Genomic DNA, 15,065 nt, shown 5'->3' on the forward strand with positions numbered 1-15,065 from the left:
CGCGCGCTTGCGGTGGGGGCCGGTGGTTCAGGTCGTTCTGGTGGTCCTGGTGGTTCGGTGCGCAGCGGCACGAACGGACCACGCCCGTGCGGCTTGGCAGCACACTACATCGATCCGCGTTGACAAACAAACACATCCGGGGATAAAAATGCACAAACAGATGCCCGTTTCGGTCTGAGCCGCCCCCAGTTCGGGCGTCGATCCCGACGAACACCGCCATCCGTGCCCGTTCCGATCCGTTCGGGGCCGGACCGTTCCATCCGACACCCTCCCGAGACACCGAGGTCCGATGTACGCACCAGAGCGCCACCAGCGCATCGTCGAGCAGGCGCGTGCCAACGGCCGGGTCGACGTCAAGGACCTCGCCGAGCTGCTCGAGGTCACTCCGGAGACGATCCGGCGTGACCTGACGTCGCTCGAGCGTCGCGGCCTCGTCCGCCGCGCCCACGGTGGTGCGATCCCCGTCGAGCGCATCACGCTGCACCCCGGTGTCGGCGATCGTGGCGGCATCAACCAGGCGGAGAAGATGGTCATCGCCGAGGCCGCCCTCGAGGAACTGCCGGAGAACGGCTCGGTCATGATCGACGCCGGCACGTCCACGATCTGCCTCGCCGAGATGCTCCCCACCGACCGCGGCCTGACCGTCGTCACGCACTCGCTCCCCGTCGCGATGGCCGTCGCCAACCGCCCGGGGATCGACCTGCACCTGCTCGGCGGCAACATCCGCAGCGACTCCCTGGCCGGGGTCGGCACCTGGACACACCAGCTCATCGGCATGGTGAGCGTCGACGTCGCCTTCATCAGCATCAACGGCATCACCCCGGAGCGTGGCCTCACGACGCACAACATGGCGGAGGCCGCCGTGAAGAGCGCCATGATCAAGTCGGCCCGTCGGAGCATCCTGCTCGCCGACCACACGAAGTTCGGCCGGGAGGAGTTCGGTCGCGTCGCCCCACTGGCCGCGATCGACACGATCATCACCGACCCCGCCGTCAACCTGGACCTCGTCCGCGAGGTCGAGGCAGCAGGCACCGAGGTCTTCTGGCCCGGCCGTCCCTGACCGCCCGCCCGGTTCCGTCCACCCCCTGCTCGCTACCATGAGCGCACCACCCATCGACTAGGAGTTCATCGATGTCCGAAGCCACCCGCACCGTCACCGTCGCCAGCGGATCCGGTCTGCACGCCCGTCCCGCGTCGCTCTTCGTCCAGACCGTCACCGCGTCGGGTCACCAGGTCACGATCGCCAAGGGTGACAAGTCCGCGAACGCCGGCAGCATCCTCGGGCTCCTCGGGCTCGGCGTCGAGAACGGCGACGAGGTCACGCTCACCGTCTCCGGCGACGACGCCGAGACGACTGCCGACAGCCTGGTCGAGTTCCTGAAGACGGACCACGACGCGGCCTGATCGCGCGCGTCGCGACCACGTCCTGACGGGAGGCACGGTGCCGGATGGCACCGTGCCTCCTGTCTTTCCTGGTCGCGTCCAGGGCTGTCGGCGGCCGCCGATAAGGTGTTCTGCATGACACGCCTGCGCCTCGCATCCGTCAACGTGAACGGCGTCCGCGCCGCGTTCCGCAAGGGCATGGGCGACTGGCTCGACGGGCGGGGCGTCGACGTCCTCGCCCTGCAGGAAGTCCGCGCGTCGACCGACGACCTCACCGGGCTCCTCGGCGACGGGTGGGACATCGTGCACGACCCCGCCTCGGCGAAGGGCCGCGCTGGCGTCGCGATCGCGTCACGGCACCGAGCGCACATCCACCGCGTCGAGCTCGGACCGTCGGAGTTCGACTCCGCCGGTCGCTGGCTCGAAGCCGACTACGAGATCGACGGCACCCTCGTGACGGTCGTGTCGACGTACGTGCACTCGGGCGAGGTCGGCACCGAGAAGCAGGACGAGAAGTGGAAGTTCCTCGACGCGATGACGGAGCGACTGCCGGAACTCCGCGAGCACAACCGGCTCGCGGTCGTCGTCGGTGACCTCAACGTCGGTCACGACGAGCGCGACATCAAGAACTGGAAGGGCAACGTCAAGCGCGCCGGCTTCCTGCCCAGGGAGCGCGCGTACTTCAGCCGCTTCTTCGGTGCCGACGGCGAGCAGGTCGAGGGCGCCGACGGGTCGACGGGCACCGGCCTCGGCTGGGTCGACGTGGGTCGTGACCAGGCCGGCGACGTCGACGGGCCGTACACGTGGTGGTCCTGGCGCGGTCAGGCCTTCGACAACGACACCGGGTGGCGCATCGACTACCAGATGGCCACGCCCGACCTCGCCGCGAAGGTGAGCTCCTACACGGTCGACCGCGCCGCGGCGTACGACCAGCGATGGTCCGACCACGCCCCCGTGGTCGTCGACTACGAGCTCTGACTCCCCACCCTCTCCCAGCAGTACAGGAACACCACCATGACCACGACCCGCATCTTCTCGGGCATCCAGCCGTCCGCCGGCTCGCTGCACCTCGGCAACTACATCGGCGCCCTCATGCAGTGGAGGGACCTGCAGGACGACCACGACGCGATCTACTGCGTCGTCGACATGCACGCCATCACGAGCCCGCAGGACCCGGCCGAGCTCCGCGCGAGCACCCGCGCCACCGCTGCGCAGTACATCGCGTCGGGCATCGACCCGTCGAAGTCGACCCTCTTCGTGCAGTCCCACGTGCCCGCGCACGCCGAGCTCGCGTGGGTGCTGAACACCCTGACGGGCTTCGGTGAGGCGAGCCGCATGACCCAGTTCAAGGACAAGTCGGCGCGCCAGGGGACCGAGGCAGCGTCGGTGGGGCTCTTCACCTACCCCGTCCTGATGGCAGCGGACATCCTGCTCTACGACACCGCCGTGGTGCCGGTCGGCGACGACCAGCGGCAGCACGTCGAACTGACCCGCGACCTGGCGAACCGGTTCAACTCGCGGTTCGGCGACACCTTCGTCGTCCCGAAGGCGCAGATCGGCACCGAGTCCGCGCGCATCTACGACCTGCAGGACCCGACGAGCAAGATGAGCAAGTCGGCCGCGTCGGACAACGGGCTCATCCGCCTGCTCGACGACCCGAAGCGCACGGCGAAGAAGATCAAGTCCGCGGTGACCGACACCGAGCGCGAGATCCGGGCCGACCGTGCCGCCAAGCCCGGTGTCACGAACCTGCTCGCGATCCTGTCGGCGTTCACGCGCACTCCCGTCGCCGATCTCGAGTCGTCGTTCGCCGGACGGGGCTACGGCGACCTGAAGGGCGAGGTCGCGGATGCGGTGGTCGCCGAGCTCGAGCCGGTGCGCGCCCGCACGCTCGAGCTCCTCGACGACCCGGCGGAGCTCGACCGCCTGCTCGCCGTCGGCGCCGAGCGTGCCGAGTCCATCGCCGATGCGACCCTGGCGCGCGTGTACGACCGCATCGGGTTCGTCCCGCGCGTCCGGCGCTGACCGTGCTCCCCGTCACGCTGGCGTCCGAGCGGGTCCGGCTCGACCTCCCCACCCGGGCGGACACCGTCGCGATCACCGAGGCGTGCCAGGACCCGGACGTCATCCGCTGGACGACGATCCCCACGCCGTACCGGCCGCAGGACGCGAACGCGTTCGTCGACGCGCTCGTGGGGCCGGGGTGGGCGTCCGACCGTGAGTACACGTGGGCGATCCGGCAGCCTGGCTCCACCTGGCTCGTCGGCGTCATCTCGTACCGCACCCAGCGCCGCGACCTCGGGTTCTGGCTCGCGCCGTCCGCGCGCGGCCACGGACTCGTACACGAAGCGGTCACGCTCGTCGTGGACTGGGCGTTCGACCGAGGCGCCCCCGACGTGTACTGGGAGTGCTACGAGGGCAACGTGGCATCGGCGAGCGTCGCACGGCGTGCCGGGTTCTCGTACACGGGTACCGGCGACGCCGTGATCCCGAACCGGGACGGCACGCCCGCCTCGGCCTGGAAGGGGCTCCGTCGCGCGGACGGCACGCCCGCGTCCGACCTCGCCTGGCCCGCCGAGTCGTTCGCGGCCGCCCGGTAGTCTCGGACCGTGGACGGCAGCGCACCGACGACTCCCGACCCGGCCCCGTCGGCATCGCCGGCCGAGGTCCGGGCGATGCGCCGCGGGCTCGAACTGGCAGCGCTCGGCCCCGTTCTCGGCGACCACGCCCGGGTGGGCGCCGTCGTGCTCTCCCCCTCCGGCGAGGTGCTCGCGGAGGGCTGGCACAAGGGCGCAGGGACGCCGCACGCCGAGGTCGACGCGATGGCGAAGCTCCGACCCGAGCATCTCAGCGGGGCGACCGTCGTCGTGACGCTCGAGCCGTGTGACCACACCGGGCGGACCGGCCCGTGCTCCGTGGCGCTGATCGAGGCCGGCGTGGGGCGTGTCGTGTACGCGATCGACGACCCAGGTGCGGACGTGCACGGCGGTGCCGACCGACTGCGAGCCGCCGGTGTCGACGTCGTGTCGGGTGTCCTGGCGGACGAGGCCTCCGCGTTCCTCGAACGCTGGCTCGCATCGGTCCGCCGGGGACGCCCCTGGGTGACCGTGAAGTGGGCGTCGAGTCTGGACGGCCGGGCAGCAGCAGCCGACGGCACGAGCAAGTGGATCACGGGAGCGGCTGCTCGCCAGCACGTGCACGAGCAGCGCGCCTCGCACGACGCGATCGTCGTCGGGACGGGCACCGTGCTCGCCGACGACGCGTCCCTGACGGCACGCGGCGACGCCGGCGAACTCCTCGCCGACCAGCCCCTCGCGGTCGTCCTCGGCGACCGCCCCGTCCCCGCAGACGCCGCCGTCCGACGCCACCCCCGCGGCTTCGTGCAGCTGCCAGGACACGACCTCGATGCGGCGCTCCGCGCGCTCGGCGACCGTGGTGTCCGCACGGTCTTCGTCGAGGGCGGCCCGACCGTCGCGTCGGCGTTCATCGCCGCCGGACTCGTCGACGAGTACCTCGTCTACGTCGCGCCGGTCCTGCTCGGCGGCCCCCGTGTCGCGCTCGGTGACGTCGGTGTGGGAAGCATGAACGAACGTCTGCGGTTGGACGTACTATCGACAACCAGCCTCGGCCCTGACCTGCTGGTGCGTGCACGTCCGTCCGGTCGCGACCCTGAGCGACACCGCCACGACGACCACACGAACGACGGGGCCCGTAACGACCGGAGTACCCCATGACCGACGCGCTGACCTCCCCCACCCCCGGGAGTCCGGTCCAGTTCGAGGTGTCCACGAACGTCCCGACCAGCCACGGCACCTTCGAGATGCGCGCGTACCGCGACCTGGTGACCGGTGCCGAGCACGTGGCGATCATCGGTGCCCTGCCCGACGGCTCCGCACCGACCGACGGCGCGCTCGTGCGTGTGCACTCGGAGTGCCTGACCGGAGAGGCATTCGGTTCGCTGAAGTGCGAGTGCGGTCCGCAGCTCGACGCCGCCCTCGACACGATCGCCACGGAAGGCGGCGTCGTGGTCTACCTGCGTGGCCACGAAGGACGCGGGATCGGACTCGTCAACAAGCTGAAGGCCTACCGACTGCAGGAAGACGGCCTCGACACGCTCGACGCCAACCTGGCGCTCGGTCTCCCCGCGGACTCCCGCGAGTACGGCGGTGCCGCCGGCATCCTCACCGACCTCGGCATCGGCCGGGTGCGGCTGCTGTCGAACAACCCGGAGAAGCGTCGTCAGCTCGAAGAGCACGGCATCACGGTCGACACGCTGGTCCCCCTGGTCGTCGGCGTCTCGGCGCAGAACGCCGGGTACCTGGACACCAAGCGCGACCGCATGGGCCACGAACTCCCCGGACACCTGCAGGTCGGCGCGCACAACTGACACTGGGATACCAGCTCCTCGGCGGATTCGCAGGTTGCCGACATCCGTCGTACACTGAGGTCTCCCGTCACAAGCGGTACACCACCAACCGAACGCACCCGGTCGAACACCAGCGCCACCTGCGCGAACCGATCGGTGTCCGCAGTCCGGTACCGCTGCGTCGCCTGCACGACGCTCTGCTCGGAGTCCACACCGTCCCATGTCCGCCACATCGGCAGCACCAGCACCCGCACCCGCCACGAACCCGCGTTCCCGCGTCGTCGTCGCGAGCCTCATCGGCACGTCCATCGAGTTCTACGACTTCTACGTCTACGCGACCGCCGCGGTCCTCGTCTTCCCGACCCTGTTCTTCCCGAACGAGGACCCCACCGCGTCGCAGCTGTCGTCGTTCGTGACGTTCGCGCTCGCGTTCTTCGCGCGTCCCGTCGGCTCGATCATCTTCGGCCACTTCGGTGACCGCATCGGCCGGAAGACCACCCTCGTCGCATCGCTGCTCGTGATGGGCACGGCGACGTTCCTGATCGGCTGCCTGCCGACGTTCGACTCGATCGGCATCTGGGCACCGGTCCTCCTCGCCGTGATGCGCTTCGCACAGGGCGTCGGCCTCGGTGGCGAGTGGTCCGGTGCGGCCCTGCTCGCGACCGAGAACGCCCCGAAGGGCAAGCGCGGCGTCTTCGGCTCGATGCCGCAGCTCGGCGCCCCGATCGGCTTCCTGCTCGCGAACGGCCTGTTCATCGCGATCAACGCCGCGATGCCCGCCGGCGCCGACGGCACCCCGAACGCCGACTTCCAGGCATGGGGCTGGCGGCTGCCGTTCCTGCTGTCGGCCGTGCTGGTGCTCGTCGGGCTGTACGTCCGCTTCCGACTCGTCGAGTCGACGGTGTTCCGCGGCGTGCAGGAGTCCGGCACGGTCGCGAAGGTCCCGCTGGGCCGGGTGTTCCGCACCTCGTGGCGCGCACTCATCGTCGGCACGCTCGGCATGGTCGCCACCTACGTGCTCTTCTACTTCATGACGACCTTCACGCTGTCCTACGGCACCACCGGATCGACCGCCTCGGCACTCGTCCCGAAGGTCGGCCTCGGCTACTCGCGCGGCGAGTTCCTGACGCTGCTGATGATCGGCGTGGTGTTCTTCGGCATCTTCACGCCGATCGCCGGGTTCCTCGCCGACAGGTTCGGCCGTCGGAAGACCCTCATCCCGACCACCATCGGCATCGCGCTCTTCGGCCTGACGTTCCAGTTCTGGTTCGCCGCCTCGACCGGCCCGATCACCGTCGTCACCTTCCTCATCGTCGGTCTGTCGCTGATGGGGCTGACGTTCGGCCCGATGGGCGCACTGCTCCCCGAGCTGTTCCCGACGAACGTCCGCTACACGGGTTCGGCGATCGCGTACAACGTCGCGTCGATCCTCGGGGCGTCGCTCGCACCGACGATCGCGCTCGCGCTGTGGAAGCCCGACGGCAACATCTTCCTGGTCGGGCTGTACCTGACCATCGCCGCGGTCGTCACCCTCGTCGCGCTGCTCTTCATCCGCGAGACGAAGGGCGGGGACTTCGGCGACGGGGACGCACCGCGCGTCCACGCCGACCCGACCGCCTCGGACGGGCACGTGCACACGTCCGGCAGCCTCGCGCCGTAGACCCGACCATCGTCCGAGACGGGAGGCCCGGTGCCAGCTGGCACCGGGCCTCCCGTCCGTCTGCGCGCACGTTCCCACCCACAACGCGGGCGATGGAAAGCCGAATCGCGCGTCGGTGCGCGGAACAACGGGCCACCTACGCGCGATTCCACCTGTTCCGCGCGATTCGACCACCCCGCCGCGCTCTACTCGCCACGCTCCGCCGCACCGCTCGCCCCGCTCCGCCGCCCCGCTCCGCCCCGACGCGACCCGCCGCGGCCCGGCCCGCTCCCGAACGACAGCATCGCTGTCGTACGACAGCGGTGCTGTCGTTCCTTGCGCGCGCGGGATGTTGCAGACGCGTCGCAGCGACAAAGTCGATGTCGTACGACAGCGATCGTGTCGTTCCGAGTCGATCCCGTCAGTCCGCCGAAGCCAGCAGCGCACCCAGAGCACCCAGCGCACCCAGAGCACCCAGAGCACCCACCCCACCCCACACCGCACCCTGCGCGTCAACTCAGGTTGACAAGTGTCGGGGCGTCAATGTAGGTTGACACGCATGGACCGGCCGACGATCACGAACCTCGCGGCGGGGGCAGCGGGAGACGATCCGTTCTCCGCCCTCGCCAGCGTGCGCGAGCTCCGCCGAGAGCTCGACCGCACCGAGGAACTCGCTGCTCGCCGTGCGCGGAACGCCGGAGCCTCGTGGCAGGAGATCGCGACGCTCCTCGGCGTGAGCCGTCAGGCAGTGCACAAGAAGTACGGCAGAAACTAGGAATCGATGAGCTCCCCCTTCGCCCGCCCGAAGCAGACCGACGGACCCCGCGCCACCTTCGGCCGCCTGCTGTCCTACCTGTTCGAGAACAAGCCCGCGATGGTCGTGATCATCGTGCTGAGCATCCTCGGCGCCGGAGCATCACTCGCCCAGCCGTTGCTCGTGAACCAGGTCGTCACCGCGGTCCAGCACGGCAACACGCTGAGCATGCTCGTGTGGGCGCTCGTCGTGCTGGTGATCGTCGCTGGTGTGCTCAACGGCGTCCAGCACTTCCTGCTGCAGCGCGCGGGTGAAGGCGTCGTCCTCTCCACGCGTCGCAAGCTGATCGCCCGCATCCTCAACCTGCCGATCTCCGAGTTCGACACCCGGCGCACCGGCGACCTCGTGTCCCGCGTCGGCAGCGACACGACCCTGCTCCGAGCCGTCCTCACACAGGGCCTCATCGAGTCCATCGGCGGCATGCTGACCTTCATCGGGGCGATCATCGCGATGGCGATCATCGACCCGCTGCTGCTCGGCATCACCGTCGCGATCGTCATCGTCGCGATCGTCGTGGTCGGTGGGCTCAGCCGCCGCATCCGCATCGCGTCGAAGCGCGCCCAGGAGAAGGTCGGCGACCTCACCGCCGCGGTCGAACGCGGCATCGGCGCCGTCCGGACCATCCGCGCCGCCGGCGCCACCGAGCGCGAGGTCCGCGAGGTCGACGGCCACGCGACCGAGGCGTACAAGCGCGGCCTCGACATCGCGAAGATGTCCGCGTTCGTCGTGCCCGTCGCGAGCATCGTGATGCAGGTCGCGTTCATCGCCGTGCTCGGCGTCGGTGGCGCACAGGTCGCCGCGGGGACGATCACGATCGCCACGCTGATCACGTTCATCCTGCTGCTCTTCATGATGATCATGCCGCTCGGCCAGGCGATGGGTGCGGCGGTCGCCGTCGCGCAGGCACTCGGCGCGCTCGGCCGGATCGAGGAGATCCTGCACCTGCCGACGGAGGACCAGGACGACGCCGCCGTGCACCCCGCCGCCGCCATCGCGACCGACGACGCCATCACGTTCGAGCACGTGTCGTTCCGGTACGCCCGCTCCGCGGACGCGTCCGGTCCCGACGGCGCAGAAGCCGCCAGCGGCCAGCCGGGAGGCCCGGATCGCCGCCGCGACGTCGGCGACGACGAGCAGGCGGTGCTGCACGACGTGTCGTTCCGTGTGCCACGAGGCGCACGTGTCGCCCTCGTGGGCCCGTCCGGCGCCGGGAAGTCGACGACCCTGGCGCTGATCGAGCGCTTCTACGACCCGGCCGACGGCGTCATCCGTCTCGGCGGGATCGACGTCCGCGGGCTCGACCGCGACGAACTCCGCGCACAGATCGGGTACGTCGAACAGGACGCTCCCGTGCTCGCCGGCACCATCCGGGCGAACCTGCTGCTCGGGTCGCCGAACGCCAGCGAGGACGACTGCGTCCGTGTCCTCGAGGCCGTCAACCTCGGCGACGTGCTGCACCGCGACCCCCGCGGGCTCGACGCGCAGGTCGGCGAGGACGGCGTGATGCTCTCCGGTGGTGAGCGCCAGCGTCTGGCGATCGCCCGTGCGCTGCTCGCCGCTCCCCCGATCCTGTTGCTCGACGAGTCCACGTCGTCGCTCGACGGCGTGAACGAGCAGAAGATGCGCCTGGCGATCGACGCCGTCGCCGAGGACCGCACGCTGCTCGTCATCGCGCACCGACTGTCCACCGTGGTCGACTCGGACGTCATCGTCGTGCTCGAGCACGGACGGGTCGTCGGCGTCGGGACGCACTCGGAGCTGGTCGAGTCCACGCCGTTGTACCGCGAGCTGGCGAAGCACCAGCTCCTGGTCTGACCCGCTCGGCTCAGAGCTGCGCGCCGCCGGGGTTCGCGAGCCCCTCGTCCATGTCGCTGCGTTCGACATGGCCGCCGGCGGCAGCGATCTCGGCCAGCGCCGCCTCGCTGCGCGCCGGATCCACGCCGACGACGAGGTCGGTGTAGACGCCGACGTCGAGGCCCGCGTGGACACCGTCGAGCGCGGTGGCCCGGACGCAGTGGTCGGTCGCGATGCCGACGATGTCGATGGCGTGCACCTTGCGGTCGAAGAGCAGGTCGGCGAGGTCCTCGCCGGACTCGGTCGTGCCCTCGAACGCTGAGTACGCGGGCGCCCCCTGCCCCTTCACGACGTGGACGTCGATGGGTGCGGTGTCGAGTCCCGAGTGGTAGTCGGCACCGGGGGTCCCGGCGACGCAGTGCACCGGCCAGGTCGTCTCGAAGTCGGGCTCGCCGCCCACCGCGAAGTGGCCGCCGTTGTCGTCGTCGCCGTGGTGCCAGTCGCGCGACCCGACGATGAGGTCGTACTCGTCGGCGTGCCGCCCGAGGAACGCCGTGATGCGTGTGGCGACCTCCGCACCGCCGACGACGCCGAGCGCGCCGCCCTCGGTGAAGTCGTTCTGCACGTCCACCACGAGGAGAGCCCTGGTCATGGGCCCATCCAACACCACGTCGATCAGGAGTTGGTGAGCTTGTTCCCGCAGGAGTAGGCGGCAGCGGTGACCGCGTCGAGGGCGGGCAGCGCGGCCGCGCGGGAGGACCCGATGGCGTAGAACGCGAACGTCAGCTTCGTGCCGTCGGCCGCGTCGATGTACCCGCCGAGCGTGTTCGCGCTGTCGATCCACCCGGTCTTGGCGTGCACCTTGCCGCGCGCGACGGCGTTCGCCCCCGTGAAGCGGCTGGACAACGTGCCCGACTGGCCGGACACCGGCAGCGCCTGGGCGAGCGTCCCGAGGCCCTTCGCCCCGGCCGCGACCTGGACCATCAGGTGCGCCACGAAGTTCGGCGAGACGGCGTTCGAGGCGCTCTCGCCGGAGCCGTCCTTGATGACGATGCCGGCTGGGTCGACGCCGTACGACGCGAGGGCCTTCTGGTAGACGCCGGTCAGTGACGCCGCAGACCCGTCTGAACCGGACTCCTTCGACGAGATCCGCGCGAGCATCTCGGCGAGGGTGTTGTCCGAGTTCGGGATCATCTGCCCGATGAGGGTCGACACCGGTTGCGACGACACCTGCGCGATGGTGCTCTGGCTGGTGGTCGCGCGCTTCACGATCTGGGCGTTCGCGGCACCGACGACGCCGGCGTTCGCCAGGGCCGTCCGGAACGCCGCACCTGCACGCCCGACCGGGTCCTCGGAGCGGGGCGAGGTCGCGGCGGCGGGGTTCGCGCGGTCGCCGTCGACCATCAACGCGGTGACCTCCGGCTGGTACCCGATCGTCCGCTCGCTGACGGGCCACGTCGGGTCCCAGGCGTCGGCGTCGTTCCAGTAGGTGTCGTCGGTGACGATCGTCGAGACCGCGGTGTCGCCGAGCTTCGTCTTCACCTGCTGCGCGAGCTGGGCCAGGGTCGGGGCGCCCGGGTACACCGTCGCGCCGCCCGCCGAGAGCGTCGCGTCGCCGTGTCCGACGAGTGCGATCGTGCCGCTGCCCTCGTCGGTGACCGTCGTCGGGATCGTGTGGTCGCCGCCGAGCACCGCCAGCGCGGTCGCGGTCGTGAGCGTCTTCATGACGCTCCCGGTCTGCGCGGCGGTGTCGCCGTTCTTGGAGAAGAGCATCTCCCCGGTGGAGGCGTTCATCACGTAGCCCTCGAAGTTCCCGAGACCGGCGGCGGACGCCGGGCCGGCGATCGAGCAGGTCCGGAGCGCTGACGGCCCGGGGGCGTCGGACGGCACCGTGCGGGGTGCCACCGTCGGGGTCGGCGTCGTGCTCGCCGTCGGCGTCGCGGTGCTGCTCGTCGTCCCCGCGGCCGACGGCGCCCTGGACGCCGATCCGGTCGGGGCGGTCGCCGCGGCGACCGCGACGGCACCGCCGGAGCCGAGCACCAGGACGGCGGCGAGGCCACCGATCGCCCACGGCAGGGGCTTCTGCGCGATCGACCCGCGGATCGCGGTGAACACGCCGCGGAGGCGGTCGGGGACGGACTCGTGCTCGGACATCGGGACCGATCCTACGGAACTGCGGGAGGAGCCTCCAGGCCTGCTGCCGACTCGGCGTCTGCCGACTCGCCATCTGCCGACCCGCCGTCCGCCGCGTACCGGACCCCGACCTGCCTGCGTGCCTCGTCCATCACCGCCATGATCGCGACCGTCTGCTCCGGGTCCATCGCGCCACCCTCGTGGTCGCCGGAGGCGATCATCGCCTCGAACGCGCGGACCTCGTGCGCGTAGCCGGTGAGTTCCTCACGCGAGTCGTACTCCTCCACGACCGCTCCGTCGCGGTCGCGCACCCGCCAGGTCGTCGGCGTGTACCAGGTGGCGTCGATGTCGATCCGTCCGTCGTCGCCGATGATCGATGCGGTGTTCGGGCTCCTGACGTCCAGCGAGAAGTGCACCATCGACTGCGCTCCCCCGTCGTGGGTCGTCACGATCCCCATCTGTGTGTCCACTCCCTCGGCGCTGAGCGTGCCGGCCGCCACGACGTCGGTCGGGACGCCGAGGACGTCAACCACGAACGAGATCGGGTACACGCCGAGGTCGAGGATCGCGCCACCCCCGAGGTCCGGGTCACGCAGCCGGTGGTGCGGATCCGTCGGGAGGGCCTGGTGGTGCGTGGCCTCCACGAACCGCGGGCGACCGATCCGTCCTTCCGCGATGAGCTCTCGGATCATGGTCATCTGCGGCAGGAAGCGCGTCCACATGGCCTCCATGACCGCGACGTCCTCCCGGCGAGCGGCATCGACCACGCGACGCGCCTGCTCGGCGGTGATCGTGAAGGCCTTCTCGACGAGGACGTGCTTGCCCGCGTCGATCGCGAGCAGGGCGTCCTCCGCGTGGCGGGAGTGCGGTGTCGCGACGTACACGGCGTCGACGTCGGGATCGGCCACCAGGTCCGCGTAGCTGCCATGGGCCCGCGGGATGTCGAACTCCGCCGCGAACGCGTCGGCGCTCGCCCGGGTGCGGCTGCCGACCGCGACGAACTCCACCCCCGCAGCGGTGCAGTCGCCCACGAATGACCGGGCGATGCCGCCCGTGCCGATGACTCCCCAGCGAACCGTCATGTGCCCTGTCTACCAGCGTCGACGAGTTGTCCACATCCAGCACCCGGGTATGGACTCCACTGCCGATTGCCAGCTAGCGTGCTGGAACGTCCCCCGACCGGGGGCCACTCCCCGACGATCAGGAACGCCATGCGTCGACCCGTGTCTCCTTCCCGGCTCCTCTCCGCCATCGCCGTCGGCGCGGCCATCGTCGTCGCGGCGACCGTCGTCGGCGGCGCGCCCGCATCAGCGCACGGCTGGGGGTCCCCGGGGCACGGACACGATCCGGACGCCGGGTTGACGCCGCGGACCTCGTTCACGATGGCGGCGGACGGGTCCTCCGGCGCGACGCAGGGCGGTGAGGGCATCCCGAACATCGACTCCGTGAAGAAGACGATCGCGACGTACTACGGCGACCCCGGCACCGGGATCGCGAACCGCACCGACTCGCCCTACATCCGCGAGATGCGGTCGATCGTCGCGCGGCAGACCGCGCAGCTGCGGCAGATCCACGACCGGGCGGTCCGGAAGGGCGAGAAGCCCGCGATCGTGCTCGACGCGGACGACACCACACTGTGGACCTACGACATGGAGGTCGCGGACATGCACTTCGTCTTCGACCCCGCCGAACAGGACGTCTGGGTCCAGGACCAGCGCTTCCCCGCCACCCCGTCGATGGTCGGCCTCGTCAACACCGCATCGGCGATGGGGTTCACGGTCTTCGGGCTGACCGGGCGGAACGACGACCAGAAGGCAGCGACGGTGGCCAACCTGACGAAGGTCGGCTACCAGGGGTTCTCCTCGGACCACTTCTTCACGAAGTGGACCGGCGTCGGCACCAGCCAGCAGCCGTCGTACATCACGTGCGCGACGGCGTCGTGCACCACGGTCGAGTACAAGGCGCAGACCCGCAAGCACATCGAGCAGGACCTCGGGTACGACATCGCGCTGAACATCGGCGACCAGTGGAGCGACCTGCAGGGCGGGTACGCCGACCGGAACCTCAAGCTGCCGAACCCCACGTACTACCTCCCCTCTGCCGACCTCCCCGGGGTCTCCGAGCCGTCGCTGGCGCCTCGCACGCACTTCACGATGGCCGCGGACGGGTCGTCCGGTGCGACGCAGGGCGGTGAGGGCATCCCGAACATCGACTCCGTGAAGAAGACGATCGCGACGTACTACGGCGACCCCGGCACCGGGATCGCGAACCGCACCGACTCGCCCTACATCCGCGAGATGCGGTCGATCGTGGCGCGCCAGGCCCCGGTGATCGCTGCACAGTGCGCCGTCGGCCGGGCGAAGCACAGCAACCCGGCGATCGTGCTCGACGCCGACGACACCACGCTGTGGACCTACGACATGGAGGTCGCGGACATGCACTTCGTCTTCGACCCCACCGAGCAGGACGTCTGGGTCCAGGACCAGCGCTTCCCCGCCACCCCGTCGATGACGTCCCTGGTGTCGATCGCCCAGCGTTCCGGCTGCACCGTGATCGGGCTGACCGGTCGGAACGACGACCAGAAGACGGCGACCATCGCGAACCTGCAGAAGGTCGGGTACCCGCAGTTCCGCGCCGAGCAGCGCGGCACGCAGACCTACTACACGAAGTGGACCGGTGTCGGCGCGTCGCAGCAGCCGTCGTACGTCCAGTGCGCGACGGCGAAGTGCACGACGATCGAGTACAAGTCGCAGACCCGCGCGCACATCGAGTCGGCCTCGGGCGGACGGTACGACATCGTCGCGAACGTGGGCGACCAGTACAGCGATCTCACGGGCGGCTCGGCCGACCGAGCCGTGAAGTTGCCGAATCCGACGTACTACCTGCCCTGATCAGAAGTACCGTCCGTCACAGGGGGAAGTGAACGCGAGGAGGCG

Annotated in this window: 13 protein-coding genes and 1 pseudogene; 11 read left to right on the forward strand and 3 right to left on the reverse strand. The window is 70.3% G+C overall.

Annotated elements, in window-relative coordinates; genetic code table 11:
• Positions 1 to 289: 289 nt before the first annotated feature.
• The 10 genes and pseudogenes from AAEP80_RS15205 to AAEP80_RS15250 all read left to right on the forward strand — a co-directional run bounded on the left by AAEP80_RS15205 (position 290) and on the right by AAEP80_RS15250 (position 10,017).
• Positions 290 to 1,060, forward strand: coding sequence for a DeoR/GlpR family DNA-binding transcription regulator (locus tag AAEP80_RS15205; RefSeq protein WP_420365011.1), 771 nt, complete (start codon positions 290 to 292; stop codon positions 1,058 to 1,060).
• A gap of 71 nt (positions 1,061 to 1,131) precedes the next feature.
• The gene (locus AAEP80_RS15210) at positions 1,132 to 1,404 is read left to right on the forward strand and encodes an HPr family phosphocarrier protein (RefSeq protein ID WP_111106577.1); all 273 of its coding nucleotides are present in this window, start codon (positions 1,132 to 1,134) and stop codon (positions 1,402 to 1,404) included.
• A 114-nt stretch (positions 1,405 to 1,518) separates the two neighbouring features.
• On the forward strand, positions 1,519 to 2,361 hold the full coding sequence (locus AAEP80_RS15215; protein WP_420365012.1) for an exodeoxyribonuclease III: 843 nt from the start codon (positions 1,519 to 1,521) through the stop codon (positions 2,359 to 2,361).
• Positions 2,362 to 2,397: 36 nt separating this feature from the next.
• Positions 2,398 to 3,408, forward strand: coding sequence for a tryptophan--tRNA ligase (trpS, locus tag AAEP80_RS15220; protein WP_420365013.1), 1,011 nt, complete (start codon positions 2,398 to 2,400; stop codon positions 3,406 to 3,408).
• 2 nt (positions 3,409 to 3,410) lie between these two features.
• Entirely contained in the window at positions 3,411 to 3,983 is a 573-nt protein-coding gene (locus tag AAEP80_RS15225; RefSeq protein ID WP_413601538.1) for a GNAT family N-acetyltransferase, read from the forward strand.
• A gap of 75 nt (positions 3,984 to 4,058) precedes the next feature.
• Positions 4,059 to 5,117, forward strand: a complete 1,059-nt coding sequence (gene ribD, locus AAEP80_RS15230; protein WP_420366879.1) for a bifunctional diaminohydroxyphosphoribosylaminopyrimidine deaminase/5-amino-6-(5-phosphoribosylamino)uracil reductase RibD — start codon at positions 4,059 to 4,061, stop codon at positions 5,115 to 5,117.
• Positions 5,118 to 5,146: 29 nt separating this feature from the next.
• Positions 5,147 to 5,770: pseudogene (gene ribA, locus AAEP80_RS15235) on the forward strand (GTP cyclohydrolase II); the annotation flags it as partial.
• 199 nt (positions 5,771 to 5,969) lie between these two features.
• Complete coding sequence (locus tag AAEP80_RS15240) at positions 5,970 to 7,409, forward strand: MFS transporter (RefSeq protein ID WP_420365014.1); 1,440 nt, start codon at positions 5,970 to 5,972, stop codon at positions 7,407 to 7,409.
• A 538-nt stretch (positions 7,410 to 7,947) separates the two neighbouring features.
• Positions 7,948 to 8,163 carry a hypothetical protein gene (locus tag AAEP80_RS15245; RefSeq protein WP_123656074.1) on the forward strand — a complete coding sequence of 72 codons (216 nt, stop codon included), beginning with the start codon at positions 7,948 to 7,950 and terminating at the stop codon, positions 8,161 to 8,163.
• A gap of 6 nt (positions 8,164 to 8,169) precedes the next feature.
• Positions 8,170 to 10,017 (forward strand): ABC transporter ATP-binding protein, encoded by a 1,848-nt coding sequence (locus AAEP80_RS15250; protein ID WP_420365015.1) that lies wholly within the window; start codon positions 8,170 to 8,172, stop codon positions 10,015 to 10,017.
• Positions 10,018 to 10,027: 10 nt separating this feature from the next.
• On the opposite strand, the gene AAEP80_RS15255 is transcribed toward AAEP80_RS15250, so the two are convergent.
• Genes AAEP80_RS15255 through AAEP80_RS15265 form a run of 3 tightly spaced genes read right to left on the reverse strand, consistent with a single transcriptional unit; the run spans position 10,028 to position 13,211 of the window.
• Positions 10,028 to 10,648, reverse strand: coding sequence for an isochorismatase family protein (locus AAEP80_RS15255; RefSeq protein WP_413601535.1), 621 nt, complete (start codon positions 10,646 to 10,648; stop codon positions 10,028 to 10,030).
• A 23-nt stretch (positions 10,649 to 10,671) separates the two neighbouring features.
• A complete protein-coding gene (dacB, locus tag AAEP80_RS15260) occupies positions 10,672 to 12,150 on the reverse strand; it encodes a D-alanyl-D-alanine carboxypeptidase/D-alanyl-D-alanine endopeptidase (RefSeq protein WP_420365016.1) in 1,479 nt (492 codons plus the stop codon).
• An 11-nt stretch (positions 12,151 to 12,161) separates the two neighbouring features.
• The gene (locus tag AAEP80_RS15265; protein WP_420365017.1) at positions 12,162 to 13,211 is read right to left on the reverse strand and encodes a Gfo/Idh/MocA family protein; all 1,050 of its coding nucleotides are present in this window, start codon (positions 13,209 to 13,211) and stop codon (positions 12,162 to 12,164) included.
• 129 nt (positions 13,212 to 13,340) lie between these two features.
• On the opposite strand from AAEP80_RS15265, the gene AAEP80_RS15270 reads away from it, so the two are divergent.
• On the forward strand, positions 13,341 to 15,020 hold the full coding sequence (locus AAEP80_RS15270) for an HAD family acid phosphatase (RefSeq protein WP_420365018.1): 1,680 nt from the start codon (positions 13,341 to 13,343) through the stop codon (positions 15,018 to 15,020).
• The last annotated feature ends 45 nt before the right edge of the window (positions 15,021 to 15,065 follow it).

The organism is Curtobacterium sp. L3-7 (assembly GCF_048756585.1).
Taxonomy (GTDB): Bacteria; Actinomycetota; Actinomycetes; order Actinomycetales; family Microbacteriaceae; genus Curtobacterium.

What these genes read in the sequence shown, in the direction of transcription:
- AAEP80_RS15205 (WP_420365011.1), top strand. Translation starts at nt 290, where the DNA reads ATGTACGCACCAGAGCGCCACCAGCGCATCGTCGAGCAGGCGCGTGCC.
- AAEP80_RS15210 (WP_111106577.1), top strand. Translation starts at nt 1,132, where the DNA reads ATGTCCGAAGCCACCCGCACCGTCACCGTCGCCAGCGGATCCGGTCTG.
- AAEP80_RS15215 (WP_420365012.1), top strand. Translation starts at nt 1,519, where the DNA reads ATGACACGCCTGCGCCTCGCATCCGTCAACGTGAACGGCGTCCGCGCC.
- trpS (WP_420365013.1), top strand. Translation starts at nt 2,398, where the DNA reads ATGACCACGACCCGCATCTTCTCGGGCATCCAGCCGTCCGCCGGCTCG.
- ribD (WP_420366879.1), top strand. Translation starts at nt 4,059, where the DNA reads ATGCGCCGCGGGCTCGAACTGGCAGCGCTCGGCCCCGTTCTCGGCGAC.
- AAEP80_RS15240 (WP_420365014.1), top strand. Translation starts at nt 5,970, where the DNA reads ATGTCCGCCACATCGGCAGCACCAGCACCCGCACCCGCCACGAACCCG.
- AAEP80_RS15245 (WP_123656074.1), top strand. Translation starts at nt 7,948, where the DNA reads ATGGACCGGCCGACGATCACGAACCTCGCGGCGGGGGCAGCGGGAGAC.
- AAEP80_RS15250 (WP_420365015.1), top strand. Translation starts at nt 8,170, where the DNA reads ATGAGCTCCCCCTTCGCCCGCCCGAAGCAGACCGACGGACCCCGCGCC.
- AAEP80_RS15255 (WP_413601535.1), bottom strand. Translation starts at nt 10,648, where the DNA reads ATGACCAGGGCTCTCCTCGTGGTGGACGTGCAGAACGACTTCACCGAG.
- dacB (WP_420365016.1), bottom strand. Translation starts at nt 12,150, where the DNA reads ATGTCCGAGCACGAGTCCGTCCCCGACCGCCTCCGCGGCGTGTTCACC.
- AAEP80_RS15265 (WP_420365017.1), bottom strand. Translation starts at nt 13,211, where the DNA reads ATGACGGTTCGCTGGGGAGTCATCGGCACGGGCGGCATCGCCCGGTCA.
- AAEP80_RS15270 (WP_420365018.1), top strand. Translation starts at nt 13,341, where the DNA reads ATGCGTCGACCCGTGTCTCCTTCCCGGCTCCTCTCCGCCATCGCCGTC.